This window comes from Psychrosphaera saromensis (assembly GCF_002954545.1).
GTDB lineage: Bacteria > Pseudomonadota > Gammaproteobacteria > Enterobacterales > Alteromonadaceae > Psychrosphaera > Psychrosphaera saromensis.
On the sequence record NZ_MSCH01000003.1, the window covers coordinates 2112246 to 2126356 of the forward strand.

Here is a 14111-nt window from a genome sequence, read left to right on the forward strand (position 1 = left end):
GGTATTTCAGCTGACGGCAACTTCACCAATTAAAACATTTTAATTGGTTAAAATTATTTAATTAAAATTTATAAAAACTATTAGAGGATGACATTGTGAACAAGTCTCAATTAATCGAAAAAATCGCTGAAGGCGCTGACATTTCTAAAGCTTCTGCTGGTCGCGCACTTGACTCTTTCATTGAATCTGTAACTGGTGCTCTTAAAGAAAGTGATTCTGTAGCTTTAGTTGGTTTTGGTACGTTTGCTGTACGTGAGCGCGCTGCTCGCACAGGTCGTAACCCACAAACTGGTGCTTCAATCGAGATTGCAGCTGCGAATGTTCCATCTTTTAAAGCGGGTAAAGCTTTAAAAGACGCATGTAATAGCTAAGAACAAATTTATTAAGGAGCGGTAGTTCAGTTGGTTAGAATACCGGCCTGTCACGCCGGGGGTCGCGAGTTCGAGTCTCGTCCGTTCCGCCAATAAATTGTTTAAATTTCATAAAGCGCATCTAATATAGATGCGCTTTTTTTATAATTTGTTATACAATAGCGCACAAATTTAGAACTCAAATTCAGCAAAGAGAAGTGATCATGCTAGAAAGAATCAGAGAAGGTTCTCAAGGAATCGTTGCAAAATCAATTTTAGGTTTAGTTATACTAACGTTTGCCGTCAGTGGTATCGGTAGCTATATCAATAGCCAAACGGATACAGCATTAGCTGTTGTGAATGACGTAGAAATAGGTAAGTCCGCATTTGAACAGGCTTATCAAAACGAACGTAACAGAATGAAGTCACAATATGGTGAGATGATCGAACAGTTAATGTTAGATGATAACTATGTTGCTAACTTTAGAAAAAGCATTCTTGACCGTTTAGTTATTGAAGAGCTACAAAGACAAGAAGCCAATAATCTAGGTGTACGCGTAGGTGACGAGCAAATTCGTAATGCGATTCGTCAAATGCCAGAATTCCAACAAGATGGTCAATTTAACAATGACCGTTATCTTGCTTTGTTACGCCAAGCTGGTTTCCAACCAAAAGAATTTAAAGAATACGTTCGTGAACAAATGAGTCGTACACAATATGTTGGTGCGGTTTCAGGTTCTGAATTTATTTTACCAAGTGAAGAAAAAGCTTATAAATTACTAAATGATCAAGTTCGTAGCTTTGATATGGTCACTATTTCTGCTGCTGGTTTAAAACCTAGCATTAAGCCAGAGCAAGCTGACCTAGATGCATACTATGCAGCTAATAAATATAAATACCAAACTCAACCTAAAGTAGCCGTTGAATATATACTTATCGACAGTGCTGAGTTAACGGCTGGTCTTGAAGTATCTGAGCAAGAAGTTGACACGTATTATAACGACAGCATTGCTATGTACACACAAGAAGCGCAACGTCGTTTATCTCATATCTTAATTGAAACGGGTGATGATGCTGAAGCGGCAAAAGCCACTATCATGAAAGCTCAACAAGAACTAACTGCAGGTAAAGACTTTGCTGAATTAGCAAAACTTTACTCTACTGATACATTCAGTGGTGAAAATGGCGGCGATCTTGAGTGGGTTGATGCTGGCGAAATGGGCGATGACTTCGACCTGGCTGCTGCTGAATTAGTTAATGTTGGTGATGTAACAGATGTCGTTGAAACTGAATACGGTTATCACTTAATTAAATTAACTGATTTTAAAGCTGCAGTTGTTCAACCTTTAGCTGACGTTAAAGATGAAATCTTAGCGTCATTAAAACAGAATAAAATCACTGAAGTTTACCTAGACGTGCAAACTAGAGCTGTTGAAACGGCATATGAAATTGCAGATACGTTAGAAGACGCTGCTGAAGTTTCTGGTTTGAAAGTGCAATCAACTGGTTTGTTGGCTCGTGCTCAGTTACCAACTGTTTTATTAGATCAAAAAGTAACAGAAAAATTATTTGATGAAGAATTTATTAACGAAGGATTAAACAGTGATTTAATCGAGTTAAATGATGATAAATCAATAATCGTACGTGTTAATGAATACGAAGCTGCTAAACAACAATCATTAGATGATGTGTTAGCAAACGTAACTGGTGCAGTGGTAGCACAACAAGCTAGAGAATTAGCGGGTGTTAAAGCGGCAGATATTCTAGCTAAGTTAAATGCCGGTGAAGCATTATCAAGCTTAGGTCTTAATGTTGAACGTCAAACTGATGTAGCGCGTTATGAAACTAAAGTTGATGTGACAGTAAGAGATACAGCATTTGCATTAGCTAAGCCAGAAAACGGCGCTAAAGAAGTTACAAGCGTAACGCTTAATAACGGTGATGCAGTTGTTATCTCGTTGAATTCAGTGTCTCAGAAAGCGTCTGAGGCTGCAGAAGATACAACGAAGCAACAACTAGAATCAATCGTTAGTCGTGTTACTGCAAAAGCGTATATTGATACACTTAAAGCAATGGCAGACATTGAAATAAATATGTAATCACTACATCTTTATTTAGTAATAATAAAAGGCTCTTAGGAGCCTTTTTTTGTGGCTTTAAAACAGTTGTAAGTTTTAAGCTGTAAGCGGTAAGTAAAAGTGAAAAAAGCAGCTTTAATTCTCTATTTGGTGTATTAACTTTGTCATCGTATTTATATTAACTTTAAGTTTTCGCCCCTCGGCAAGTTACCTTTTTGCAACAGCCCAAAAACGTAACCCAAAAAGGCCGCTTCCAGCCAATATTCTGTTCTTCAATAAAATTAAGTTTTATTCTCAAAAACAGGATGTACATTCGTCCCTGAACACCATCCCTTATTCGACGTCCTGTCTCATATTTTGGAAAACTTATTTTATTTCAGGAATGTTGGGATGGAGAGGGATAGGTAAAGCAGAGCAAAAACGGGAACCTGCGGTTCGCTTCTACTCAATTGACTTATCTTATTGTGCAAATTGGATTGCGTGAATTTAAGTGGGTGGCCCTGAATTAATGCTCAAATAGTGATGTAGGCGAAGTTGATTGGACTAAATTCAAAAGTCTTTCTGGTAAACTTCACAGGCATCTGAGAAATAAAATGTTCAAAGCCAAACTGTTTAAACGCCCAATCTTGCAAGGTGCATACTTTGAATTGGAACAAGGTGGCAAGCTGTTCGGGCAACCAGGTATTTACGCTTTAGGTTCAGTAGAAATTGAATCATAACAAGCTGTTTAACAAGGACAAAATACAGTTGGCTTTTGCTCCATCGTCGCTTATTCTAGCCAACTATATTTTGCCTATTAACAGGGCGTTAGGTGTTTCTCAGATTTGGAGTTCAAATGGGAATTAAATTTTGGTTCGTTAGAGCGTTAAAAGTATTTCTTGGAGTAGCCGCCTTACTTTTTATAGTTGAGTTACTTAAACAGCATTCAGTTCAAGAAGCATTAATTTTTGCTTGTACTTGGTCTTTGATTACAACAATAGTGTTTATATGTTCAAGATTATATCAGTCCCGTAAAGGTGTAGAGTGTGCTTTGTGCAATGATATTCCAGACAAAAGTGATAAAAACACCTAACAAGAGAATGAATAGAAAAATAACAAAACCACCTATCTTTAAAACCCAAATAAAAAGCGAACTAAATAGTTCGCTTTTTTGATCTTGCTTTGCTTTATTTTTTGCTTACAGCTTACAGCTTACAGCTTACAGCTTACAGCTTACAGCTTACAGCTTACAGCTTACAGCTTACAGCTTACAGCTTACAGCTTACAGCTTACAGCTTACACGTTAAATTGGAAGTGTATAACGTCACCATCTTTAACTATGTAGCTTTTACCTTCAGAGCGCCATTTACCGGCGTTTTTAGCACCTTGTTCTCCGTTGTTATCAACAAAGTCTTGGTAGCCAATTGTTTCAGCTCGGATAAAGCCTTTTTCAAAGTCGGTATGGATTTTACCAGCGGCTTGAGGCGCAGTAGAGCCTGCTGTGTAGGTCCATGCTCTTACTTCTTTAACACCAGCTGTGAAGTAAGTGTTTAACTGTAATAATTCGTAACCAGAGCGAATAACACGGTTAAGGCCTGGTTCTTCCCAACCTAAGTCTTCCATAAATTCAGCTAAGTCTTCTGGCTCTAATTCTGATAATTCAGATTCAATAGCAGCACATACTGCAACCACAACGGCGTTTTCGCCTGCTGCAATTTCATGAACTTTATCTAAGAAAGGATTGTTTTCAAAGCCATCTTCAGCCACGTTGGCAATGTACATTGTTGGCTTCATTGTTAGCAGGTTCAAGTAGCTAATTGCAGCGGCTTCTTCTTTTGTTAATTCAACAGAACGAGCCATGCCGCCTTCATCAATGATAGGCTTTAATTTTTCTAACACTTTAACTTCAAATTTAGCGTCAGCATCGCCGCCTTTGGCTTTTTTTGAATTACGGTATAGAGCATTGTCGATAGAGTCCATATCCGCTAAAGCAAGCTCTGTATTGATAACATCAATATCTTCTTGCGGATCAACTTTACCTGCAACGTGAATGATATTGTCGTCATTAAAACAACGTACAACATGACCAATTGCGTCAGTTTCACGAATGTTAGCTAGAAATTGATTACCTAAACCTTCACCTTTAGATGCACCTTTAACTAAGCCAGCAATATCCACAAATTCCATGGTTGTTGGTAAAACACGTTGTGGGTTTACTATCTCCGCTAATTTATCTAAACGTAAATCAGGAACTGGAACCACGCCGGTATTAGGCTCAATGGTACAGAATGGGAAGTTGGCAGCTTCGATGCCCGCTTTTGTTAACGCGTTAAATAATGTTGATTTACCAACATTTGGTAATCCTACAATTCCACATTTAAAACCCATGATGGTTCCTTAATCAAATACTTAAAATTATGTTAATAATTGGTTTATTCAGCGCTAAACGAATGAAGGCGGTTTTGAGCTTTCTTTAAATCTTGTTTAAACCAAATCTCAATACATCTAACGGCTTCGTCTATCGCTGCATCTATTTTTTCTTGGTCAGCTTGTGGCGCTTTGCCTAAAACCCAACCGGTTACTTTGTCTCTGTGTCCAGGATGACCTATGCCAATCCTCAACCGATAAAATTCTTTGTTGTTTGCCATTTTGGCAATAATATCTTTTAGTCCGTTATGACCACCATGGCCGCCGCCTTTTTTGATTTTAGCAACGCCCGGTGACAAGTCTAATTCATCATGTACAACCAAAATTTGTTCTGGTTTTATTTTGTAAAAATTAGCAATTGCAGATACAGATTTACCACTTAAGTTCATAAAGGTGGTGGGAATAAGTAATTTTACTTCTTGTTCTGCAATAACGATTTTAGCGGAATAGCCAAAATACTTGGGGTCATTTTTTAACGTGATGTTATTGCTACGGCACAGTTCTTCAATAAACCATGCGCCAGCGTTATGGCGGGTATTTTGATATTCGGGGCCTGGATTTGCCAGGCCCACGATTAGTTGAATGTCATTACTCACGAATAAACCGTAAGTTAATCAACTAATTATTCAGCTGCTGCTTCGTCAGAAGAAGGAGCTTCTTCTTCTTCAGTTGCAGCTGCTTTTGGAGCGTGTAATGTAACAACAGCTAAATCTTGACCTTCAGGCTTAGCTAGTTCTACAGACGTAACGCCTTTAGGCAATTTAATATCGCTCATGTGTAATGTTTGACCAATTTCTAAAGCAGAAATATCAAGCTCTAAAAACTCAGGTAAGTTCTTAGGAAGACAGCTGATTTCTAATTCATTGATTGTATGTGCAACAGTACCGCCACCTTTAACAGCAACATCTTCACCAACAAAGTGAACAGGTACGCTTGTTTGAAGTTCTTGTTTAGCATCAACACGTTGGAAATCAAGGTGTAAGATAGTTGGTTTGAACGGATGACGTTGAACATCTTTTAAGATCACGTCTTCTTTCTTACCGTCAATAACTAAAGTTAAGATATGAGAGTAAAAACCTTCATTATCTTGTGCTTGCCAAACTTTATTATGAGCAAGAGCAATGTTTTGAGTGCCCTTATCAAGACCGTATACGATTGCAGGAACTTGGTTAGCATGACGAAGGCGGCGGCTCGCACCCGTACCTTTGTCAGAACGAACTGTAGCTTCTAAAGTGTAAATAGCTTCAGACATTTGGAATTCTCCAGAATTTGTTTTTTTCATTTAGTTTTAATGTTTTTTCTCGCGACCAAGAAAAAACGCATAACCTCGCTTAACGAGGGCGGCGTATTCTAAGTGAAATTGGTGGATTACTCAACCATTATCTATGCGCTAGGGCTATCTTTTTAAGGATGGGTTAATGCGTTTTTTATTGGGCTTTCAACTAAATTTTTCAGTGCGGTTTTAAAGAGGATAATTGGAGAGTTTGTTCTTTGCTGATTATTAATTTAACAATTGTTTATTAAGCGTTTATTTACTCTGTACCAAGATTAAATTGATACTGCATATCGATGTAATGTTTCATCGATATGCAGTGAGTGTTTGTTGCTTAGTTTTACTTAACTTCTTCACCAGCGGCTTGTTTATCAGCATGGTAACTAGAACGTACAAAAGGACCACTTGCAGCGTGTTTAAAGCCAAGCGCATCCGCTTCTGTTTTGAACATATCAAACTCAGCTGGCGGTACATAACGTTCTACCGCTAAATGATGTTTACTTGGTTGCAAGTATTGACCTATTGTTAACATGTCTACGTCATGCTCACGTAAGTCTTTTAATACGGCAATGATTTCTTCATTTGTTTCGCCCAAACCAACCATCAAACCAGACTTAGTGTCTACTTGTGGGTGCATAGCTTTAAAACGTTTTAATAGCTCAAGTGACCATTTGTAATTAGCACCTGGTCTAGCTAAACGATATAAACGCGGCGCTGTTTCCATATTATGGTTGAATACATCTGGCGGAGCTGTCGCTAAAATTTCTAGTGCAGTGTCCATACGGCCACGAAAATCTGGAACTAAAATTTCAACTTTAATACCCGGATTATGTTTACGAATTTCCGTAACACAATCAGCAAAGTGCTGTGCGCCACCATCACGTAAGTCATCACGGTCTACTGATGTGATAACTACATATTTTAGGCCCATTTCTTTAATGGTTAATGCTAACTTTTCAGGCTCTTCTGCGTTTGCAGGTAATGGTCTGCCGTGACCAACATCACAAAACGGACAACGACGAGTACAAATATCACCTAAGATCATAAAGGTAGCGGTACCGTGATTAAAACACTCTGGTAGGTTAGGGCATGACGCCTCTTCACATACAGAAGTTAATCCCTGGCTACGCATGGCTTTTTTCAAGTTATCAATTTTTTCACTAGATTTAGGCAAACGGATCTTTAACCAATCAGGTTTACGTAACATAGTTTCACGTTCTGACGGCATTACTTTAATTGGAATTAATGCCATTTTGTCAGCGTCTCGTAACTTAACGCCCGCTTCTAATTTTGATGATTTTACAGTTGTCATTATTTTTACCTAAAACACCTAAGCGTGAATTATTTGGTTTCCAACCCGATAAGGGTCGTAACGTCGGTGGCGTGTAAAGACGCCGCTAATATCTGTGTTAATCCATCTGCTGCTTCAGCAACAGTTTTAGGGCCGTTTATTTTACTGGTTTGTAACATTTCAAGACCCGAGTAACCACATGGGTTTATTCTTAAAAATGGCGCTAAGTCCATATCAATATTTAATGCTAAACCGTGAAAGCTACAACCTTTACGAACTCGTAACCCCAAAGATGCTATTTTCATTTCATCAACATAAACACCTGGTGCATCTTTTTTAGCATAGGCGTCAATTGAGTATTGTTTCAATAAATCGACAATCGCCACTTCTATTTGAGTGACTAAGTCTCTAACCCCTAATTTACGACGACGTAAATTAAGTAGCAGGTAGACCACAAGCTGGCCAGGACCATGATAGGTAACTTGTCCGCCACGGTCGACTTTAACCACTGGAATATCACCAGTGTTTAGCAAATGCTCTTCTTTACCAGCTTGGCCTTGAGTGAATACAGGGTCGTGTTCTACTACCCATAACTCATCAACAACTTCGTCATCACGATTATCGGTAAAGTCCTGCATTGCATGCCAGATGGTTTCGTAATCGCCAGTATCTATTTGTCTGATGATCAGTTGATTATTTATCTCTGTCATTAGCTTAACTACAGAACGTATCGGACAATGTCGATAGCGCTCAATTCGTTATAAATCTGTTCCATTTGCTCTTTACTTGAGACCGTTACTCTAATTGATACTGCGTGATAGGTACCTTTAGAACTTGGCTTTATCGTAGGAGAATAATCATTTGGTGAAATAGTTTGTAGTACGGTAATGATTTTTGCTGGTAAATCATCTTGTGCTAGCCCCATCACTTTAAATGTTTGTTGGCATGGGAAGTCGAGTAATTCATCAAAGTGTGTATTTTTAACTGTCATAAAGTATCGCCTGTAAAAGCAAAAATATTTCTATAGTTGGAATTAAACCGACCATCTAGGTCGGTTTAATTAAATTATGTGTTGGGTGTTCTACCAATCTAATTTAAGACGAATGTAATCTTTTAGTTTTTGGTACAAGCTACCTTCGTTCACTTCATCAAGTGCAACAAGAGGGTATTCAGTAATAATTTCATCTTCAATTTTTAATACTAAAGTACCTACAACTTCACCTTTAGCAATCGGGGCTTTAAGTTCTTTATCTAGCGTGAAGTGAGCCGTTAACTTGTCTCTGAATCCACGAGGAACCGTAACCGCTGTGCTTTGGTTTATACCTAAGCGAACTTCTTCTTTGTCACCCATATAAATACGTTGTTTAGCAAACTCAGTTCCAGCTTCATAGGCAACTAATGTTTCAAAGAAACGGAATCCGTAGTTAAGTAATTTTTTAGCTTCTTGGCTACGCGCTCGTTCACTTGATGTGCCCATAACAACAGCCACTAAACGCATGCTGCCTTTTACTGCTGAAGCTACTAAAGAATAACCAGCTGCATCTGTGTGGCCTGTTTTAATACCGTCAACTTGTAACGTTTTGTCCCACAATAAGGTGTTTCTATTTAGTTGTGAGATGTTGTTATAAGTAAAATCTTTTTCTTTATAAATTGCATACTCTTCAGGTACATCACGAATAAGTGCCATACCTAATGTTGCCATATCTCTTGCTGTTGTCATGTGGCCTTTAGCGGTTAAACCATGGCTATTAACAAAATGAGATGAAGTTAAACCAATTTCTTGAGCGCGGAAGTTCATTATTTGAGAAAACTGTTCTTCACTTCCTGCAATATATTCTGCCATTGCAACACAAGCATCGTTACCACTTTGAATAATGATGCCTCGGTTTAAGTCAGCAACAGAAACTTGAGTGCCGCCTTTAATAAACATTTTTGATGAACCACGGAATTTTTTACCCCATGCATTATCACCAACCGTCACCATATCGTTCATCGATATTGTGCCGTTTTGTAGTTCTTTACCTATGACGTAACTTGTCATCATCTTAGTTAAACTTGCAGGGTTTAAACTCTTGTCTGCATCTTTTTCAGCAAGTACTTTCCCAGTTTGGAAGTCTATTAAAATATAGGCTTTAGCGTTGATCGTTGGAGGATTAGGTACCATTAATTTGGCATTTGAAACAAATGAAAGAGTACAAAGAGAAACACAAACTAATTTAGATAATAAATTTTTCATTTTTTCATTTTTTTCCGAAAAGGTTGAATATGAACAACGTGAATAAGAAAGCGTATTATCCACATGAGACTAACGCGTGTCTAGGGTAAAGGTATCATTCATATAGGAATTAATGTAAACAAATAGGTAAAAATCGCAGATTAAGGTAAAACGTTCTTTATGATGGATTTATTATAATTGACATCGGATAACTGGTTACTGAAATTTTCAGCGGCATCTTGGTTATCAAATGGGCCAAATAATAGGGCGACCTCGTTGTTCGACTGTACCGATGAATACGTTTGGTTAAGCATTATAGAAAGGCCTTTACCCACTTCTTCAGCATGTTCAATGCTTTCAATACCGCTTATTTTCACATGAAAGTTTTGCGTTTGAGTTAGATTGTCAACGTTAGCAATTTGTTTTGGTACAGGCTTAGATACAGTCTCTACTGATTCAGGAAAAACCACTTCTAGCTGAACTTTAGCTGTGCCTGTGTCATAAACGCCAATTTTATAAGCTGCGGCATAAGATAGGTCAATGATCCTGTCTTCATAAAAAGGACCTCGGTCATTCACTCTAACAATAGTTGACTTGTTATTGGCTAAGTTAGTGACTTTAACAAAACTCGGTAACGGTAAGGTTTTATGAGCTGCGCTCATTTGGTACATATTATAGATTTCACCATTTGAGGTAAGGTGACCGTGAAACTTTCTGCCATACCAAGATGCGGTGCCAGTTTGGCTAAATACTTTTCTATTTTTTTTAGGCACGTAACGAATGCCTTTAATGCTGTAAGGACTATTGCCTCGGCCTACTTTTTCGGTGGTTACCGTGGCATCTTCCAACTCTAATAGTGTTGGAGGACGTGTTGGCGCGCTATCATGTTTATGGGAATATCGGCTGGTAGTACAGGCCGATAAAAGCATAACGAGAAATAAAGTAAGAGTGAGTTTAGTCATGAACTTGCTTAGGCCGCCAACAGTCGTTTATTGGTTGAAATCGCCATCAATATACCAAAGCTCGCCATCAGGGTAACAATGGAAGTACCACCATAACTAACCAAAGGTAAAGGAACACCAACAACCGGCATTAAGCCAGATACCATACCTATGTTTACAAACAAATAAACAAAGAAGGTAAGTGTTAAACTCCCAGCTAATATTTTAGTAAATCCTTCCTGTGCTCTAATCGCAATAATAGTACCGCGTATAATTATAAAAGCATAAACAGCTAGTAATAATAGAACACCAATAAAGCCAAACTCTTCACTAAATACAGAGAAAATAAAGTCAGTATGTCGTTCAGGTAAAAACTCTAATTGTGACTGTGTACCTTGCAGCCAACCTTTACCCTGAAAGCCGCCAGAACCAATTGCAATTTTTGATTGGATAATATGGTAGCCAGAACCAAGCGGATCGCTCTCTGGGTTTAAAAAGGTGAGTACGCGTTGTTTTTGATATGCGTGCATTAAGTAGAACCACAATATTGGAAGGAATGCGGCAAACAAAGCACCTAGCCCAAATAAAATTCTAAAACGTAAACCTGCTAAAAACAGAGCAAAAAAACCACTGCTCGCAACGAGTAAAGATGTACCTAAATCTGGCTGCTTAGCAATCAGTAAGGTTGGAATCGCAATAATACAGAAGCTAAAAAAAGTATTTTTAGTCGATGGCGGTAAAGTATACTTACTTAAAAACCAAGCCATCATCATAGGCAAAGACAGTTTCATAATTTCAGACGGTTGGAACTTAGTAACCCCTAAGTTTAACCAACGCTGTGCGCCTTTACCCATATCACCAAATAGTAAAACCGCTACCAACAAACAAACCCCAACCACAAAGATATGTGGCGCCCATCGTTGATAGAAAAATGGTGATACTTGAGCAACTATCAGTAACACACCCAAACCTATGCCTAGACGGAATACCTGGCGTAGCGCCATATGTATGTTTTGGCCGCCAGCACTGTATACCACAAAAACGCTTAACAGCATTAAAGTCAGTATGGCTAACATTAAAGGTACATCTATATGGAAACGAAACCAAATAGAACTTCGGCGTCGTTCGTTTTCTGTTTTAACCATTAGTTCGCGTCCACAGGTGGGAGGGTAGTATTTGTTAAGTCTCGCTTACCAGCCAAACCTAAGCCAAAGTAGAGATCCAGTATTTTTCGAGCAATTGGTGCAGCATGAGAACCACCACCACCGGCATTTTCCAGAGCAACAACAATGACTATGCTCGGAGATTCATACGGTGCAAATCCAACATACATAGCGTTATCTCGATAACGCTCAGCAACATCTTCTACGTTATATTCTTCATCTTCATCCAAACCAAATAACTGAGCTGTACCGGTTTTACCTGCTGAGCTATAAACTGCATCTTTAAAGGCGGTTCTTGCTGTACCGTCTGAGGCGTTCACCGTTTGGTACATAGCGTCTAAAATAACATCCCAGTGTTTATCATTATTTAATACAACTGGATTTCTATGTTTGGTTGCTGTTGCCTGATAAACACCATTTTTGGTGATACCGGTTACTAATCTAGGTTCAACTATTTGACCACGGTTTACTAACGCTGCTGTCGACATAGCTAGTTGCACAGGAGTCGCAGTCCAGTATCCTTGGCCTATACCAATTGAAATTGTATCGCCTTTATACCAAGACTCTTTAAAACGGGCTTTTTTCCAGGCTCTTGATGGCATAATCGCCGTTGATTCTTCAAATACATCAACGCCAGTGTAATCACCAAAACCAAACTTAGAACCAAATTCACTAATGTTGTCGATACCTAAACGGTAGGCAAGGTCGTAATAAAAAATATCACAAGATTGTTTAATCGACATCAACAGGTTTACGTGGCCGTGGCCTTGTGGTTTCCAGTCTCTAAATCGTCTTTGTACTTCAATGTTTGGAATACGCCAATAACCCGGATCCCAAATAGTGGTGTCTACGGTGATCAGGCCTTTGTCTAACGCCAATAAACCTAATTGTGGTTTGATAGTGGATGCTGGCGGATATTGCCCTTGAGTCACACGATTCAACATAGGTTTGTCTTTAGAGCCTATTATCTTCGAGTATTCTTTTTGGCTAATACCATTTACAAATAAATTTGGGTCATAGGTTGGGTTACTATAAAAAGTAAGTAGCGCACCGTCTCTTGGGTCCATGGCGATAATCGCGCCCATGTTGTCACCCATGATCTCTTTTGCTTTGATTTGTAAGTCAACATCAATGGCAAGGTGTAAGTCTGTGCCCGTTACTGGCGGAGTAACGCTCAGTTGGCGTAATACTCGGCTACGGTGATTTACTTCTACTTCCTGACTACCAGTAATACCATGTAACTGACTTTCGTAATAACGTTCAATACCGATTTTCCCGATACTACGTGTCGCTGCATAGTTTTTAAGTTGGCCTGTGTCGTCAAGTCGTTGTAAGTCTTTTTTGTTTATCTTGCCCACATAACCAACGCCGTGAGTAAAATATTCGCCATAAGGGTAATGACGGGCTAAACGAGCCTCAATAGATACACCAGAAAATTTATGTTGGTGTACAGAGAATAACGCGACTTCTTTGTCGGTTAATTTTGATTTAAGTGGCATGCCTTTAAAACGACGACGGTATTTAATCGCACGCTTAAATACTTTTATTTGTTCGTCACTTATTTCTATAATTTGACCTATTTCAGCTAAAGTTTCATCCATGTTAGCAATTTGCTCAGGGATTATTTCTAAACTGAATGTTGGTTCATTACCGGCTAATATTTTTCCGTTCAGGTCTTTAATAACCCCACGGTTTGGCTGAATTGGTTGGACTTTGATGCGGTTTTCATTGGAGCGTGTTTGGTATGAGTTATAAGAGCTGATCTGTAAATAGAACAAGTTGCCAATTAACAGCAACATTAAACTACCAATGAAAAATAATGAGATTATCGCGCGCTGAGCAAATAAATTCGACTCGGCGGAATGATCTTGAATATGATAAGAACCTCTACGCATTAATAAACCCTCATTCCCTGTGGTAAGGATGGTTGTTATTAAGGCTCCAAGCTCGATACAAACTTTCTGCAACAATCACTCTTACCATAGGATGCGGTAAGGTCAGTGGCGATAAAGACCACTTTTGTTCTGAACGTTGTATACACTCGGGGGAAAGTCCCTCAGGTCCACCTACTAACAAACTGACATCTCTGCCATCCATTTGCCAACTGCTAAGTTGTTTAGATAATTGGTGAGTATCCCAAGGTTTACCTGTGACTTCTAACGTCACAATCCTGTTTGAAGCAGGAACATGGGCGAGCATTTTCTCGCCCTCAATTTGTAATATTCTGGCGATGTCGGCATTTTTCCCACGTTTTCCAGCAGGGACTTCGATTAATTCAAACGAACAATCTTTTGGAAAACGTCTTTGATATTCTGCAAAACCAGTAGCAACCCAAGCAGGCATTTTGGTTCCAACAGCAACAAGTTGAATCTTCATTCAGAAAAACACCTAAAT

Annotated in this window: 15 protein-coding genes and 1 tRNA gene; 5 read left to right on the top strand and 11 right to left on the bottom strand. The window is 38.8% G+C overall.

All coding sequences use genetic code 11. From position 1 onward, the window contains the following. Window positions 1-95 precede the first annotated feature (95 nt). From hupB to BTO11_RS09470, 5 genes are all read left to right on the top strand, one after another. Window positions 96-371: a nucleoid-associated protein HU-beta gene (hupB, locus tag BTO11_RS09455; RefSeq protein ID WP_105052377.1), complete on the top strand. Its 276-nt coding sequence runs from the start codon at window positions 96-98 to the stop codon at window positions 369-371. A gap of 15 nt (window positions 372-386) precedes the next feature. Further along, window positions 387-463, top strand: a tRNA-Asp gene (locus BTO11_RS09460). Window positions 464-574: 111 nt separating this feature from the next. Then, a complete protein-coding gene (locus tag BTO11_RS09465; RefSeq protein WP_105052378.1) occupies window positions 575-2449 on the top strand; it encodes a SurA N-terminal domain-containing protein in 1875 nt (624 codons plus the stop codon). A gap of 572 nt (window positions 2450-3021) precedes the next feature. After that, on the top strand, window positions 3022-3147 hold the full coding sequence (locus BTO11_RS16680) for a hypothetical protein (protein ID WP_268245075.1): 126 nt from the start codon (window positions 3022-3024) through the stop codon (window positions 3145-3147). 116 nt (window positions 3148-3263) lie between these two features. Then, window positions 3264-3500 carry a hypothetical protein gene (locus tag BTO11_RS09470; protein ID WP_105051095.1) on the top strand — a complete coding sequence of 79 codons (237 nt, stop codon included), beginning with the start codon at window positions 3264-3266 and terminating at the stop codon, window positions 3498-3500. A 203-nt stretch (window positions 3501-3703) separates the two neighbouring features. On the opposite strand, the gene ychF is transcribed toward BTO11_RS09470, so the two are convergent. The 11 genes from ychF to rlmH all read right to left on the bottom strand — a co-directional run bounded on the left by ychF (window position 3704) and on the right by rlmH (window position 14093). Then, complete coding sequence (gene ychF / locus BTO11_RS09475; protein WP_105052379.1) at window positions 3704-4795, bottom strand: redox-regulated ATPase YchF; 1092 nt, start codon at window positions 4793-4795, stop codon at window positions 3704-3706. Between the two features lie 44 nt (window positions 4796-4839). Continuing rightward, complete coding sequence (gene pth / locus BTO11_RS09480) at window positions 4840-5430, bottom strand: aminoacyl-tRNA hydrolase (RefSeq protein ID WP_105052380.1); 591 nt, start codon at window positions 5428-5430, stop codon at window positions 4840-4842. A 26-nt stretch (window positions 5431-5456) separates the two neighbouring features. Further along, window positions 5457-6086 carry a 50S ribosomal protein L25/general stress protein Ctc gene (locus BTO11_RS09485; RefSeq protein ID WP_105052381.1) on the bottom strand — a complete coding sequence of 210 codons (630 nt, stop codon included), beginning with the start codon at window positions 6084-6086 and terminating at the stop codon, window positions 5457-5459. A 361-nt stretch (window positions 6087-6447) separates the two neighbouring features. Continuing rightward, window positions 6448-7419, bottom strand: coding sequence for a lipoyl synthase (lipA, locus tag BTO11_RS09490; protein ID WP_105052382.1), 972 nt, complete (start codon window positions 7417-7419; stop codon window positions 6448-6450). Window positions 7420-7448: 29 nt separating this feature from the next. Further along, window positions 7449-8108, bottom strand: a complete 660-nt coding sequence (gene lipB / locus BTO11_RS09495; RefSeq protein ID WP_105052383.1) for a lipoyl(octanoyl) transferase LipB — start codon at window positions 8106-8108, stop codon at window positions 7449-7451. A gap of 8 nt (window positions 8109-8116) precedes the next feature. After that, entirely contained in the window at window positions 8117-8389 is a 273-nt protein-coding gene (gene ybeD / locus BTO11_RS09500) for a DUF493 family protein YbeD (protein WP_105052384.1), read from the bottom strand. Between the two features lie 90 nt (window positions 8390-8479). Beyond that, entirely contained in the window at window positions 8480-9634 is a 1155-nt protein-coding gene (locus BTO11_RS09505) for a serine hydrolase (protein ID WP_105052385.1), read from the bottom strand. A 140-nt stretch (window positions 9635-9774) separates the two neighbouring features. After that, a complete protein-coding gene (locus tag BTO11_RS09510; protein ID WP_105052386.1) occupies window positions 9775-10575 on the bottom strand; it encodes a septal ring lytic transglycosylase RlpA family protein in 801 nt (266 codons plus the stop codon). 8 nt (window positions 10576-10583) lie between these two features. Further along, window positions 10584-11699 (bottom strand): rod shape-determining protein RodA, encoded by a 1116-nt coding sequence (gene rodA, locus BTO11_RS09515; protein WP_105052387.1) that lies wholly within the window; start codon window positions 11697-11699, stop codon window positions 10584-10586. Further along, complete coding sequence (mrdA, locus tag BTO11_RS09520; RefSeq protein WP_181135883.1) at window positions 11699-13612, bottom strand: penicillin-binding protein 2; 1914 nt, start codon at window positions 13610-13612, stop codon at window positions 11699-11701. The genes rodA and mrdA overlap by 1 nt, the downstream gene beginning before the upstream one ends. A gap of 10 nt (window positions 13613-13622) precedes the next feature. Beyond that, on the bottom strand, window positions 13623-14093 hold the full coding sequence (rlmH, locus tag BTO11_RS09525; protein ID WP_105052388.1) for a 23S rRNA (pseudouridine(1915)-N(3))-methyltransferase RlmH: 471 nt from the start codon (window positions 14091-14093) through the stop codon (window positions 13623-13625). Window positions 14094-14111: the final 18 nt, after the last annotated feature.

Excerpts from the sequence above, each read along its gene's own strand:
- BTO11_RS09465 (WP_105052378.1), top strand. The coding sequence starts at position 575 with ATGCTAGAAAGAATCAGAGAAGGTTCTCAAGGAATCGTTGCAAAATCA.
- BTO11_RS16680 (WP_268245075.1), top strand. The coding sequence starts at position 3,022 with ATGTTCAAAGCCAAACTGTTTAAACGCCCAATCTTGCAAGGTGCATAC.
- BTO11_RS09470 (WP_105051095.1), top strand. The coding sequence starts at position 3,264 with ATGGGAATTAAATTTTGGTTCGTTAGAGCGTTAAAAGTATTTCTTGGA.
- ychF (WP_105052379.1), bottom strand. The coding sequence starts at position 4,795 with ATGGGTTTTAAATGTGGAATTGTAGGATTACCAAATGTTGGTAAATCA.
- BTO11_RS09485 (WP_105052381.1), bottom strand. The coding sequence starts at position 6,086 with ATGTCTGAAGCTATTTACACTTTAGAAGCTACAGTTCGTTCTGACAAA.
- lipA (WP_105052382.1), bottom strand. The coding sequence starts at position 7,419 with ATGACAACTGTAAAATCATCAAAATTAGAAGCGGGCGTTAAGTTACGA.
- lipB (WP_105052383.1), bottom strand. The coding sequence starts at position 8,108 with ATGACAGAGATAAATAATCAACTGATCATCAGACAAATAGATACTGGC.
- ybeD (WP_105052384.1), bottom strand. The coding sequence starts at position 8,389 with ATGACAGTTAAAAATACACACTTTGATGAATTACTCGACTTCCCATGC.
- BTO11_RS09505 (WP_105052385.1), bottom strand. The coding sequence starts at position 9,634 with ATGAAAAATTTATTATCTAAATTAGTTTGTGTTTCTCTTTGTACTCTT.
- BTO11_RS09510 (WP_105052386.1), bottom strand. The coding sequence starts at position 10,575 with ATGACTAAACTCACTCTTACTTTATTTCTCGTTATGCTTTTATCGGCC.
- rodA (WP_105052387.1), bottom strand. The coding sequence starts at position 11,699 with ATGGTTAAAACAGAAAACGAACGACGCCGAAGTTCTATTTGGTTTCGT.
- mrdA (WP_181135883.1), bottom strand. The coding sequence starts at position 13,612 with ATGCGTAGAGGTTCTTATCATATTCAAGATCATTCCGCCGAGTCGAAT.
- rlmH (WP_105052388.1), bottom strand. The coding sequence starts at position 14,093 with ATGAAGATTCAACTTGTTGCTGTTGGAACCAAAATGCCTGCTTGGGTT.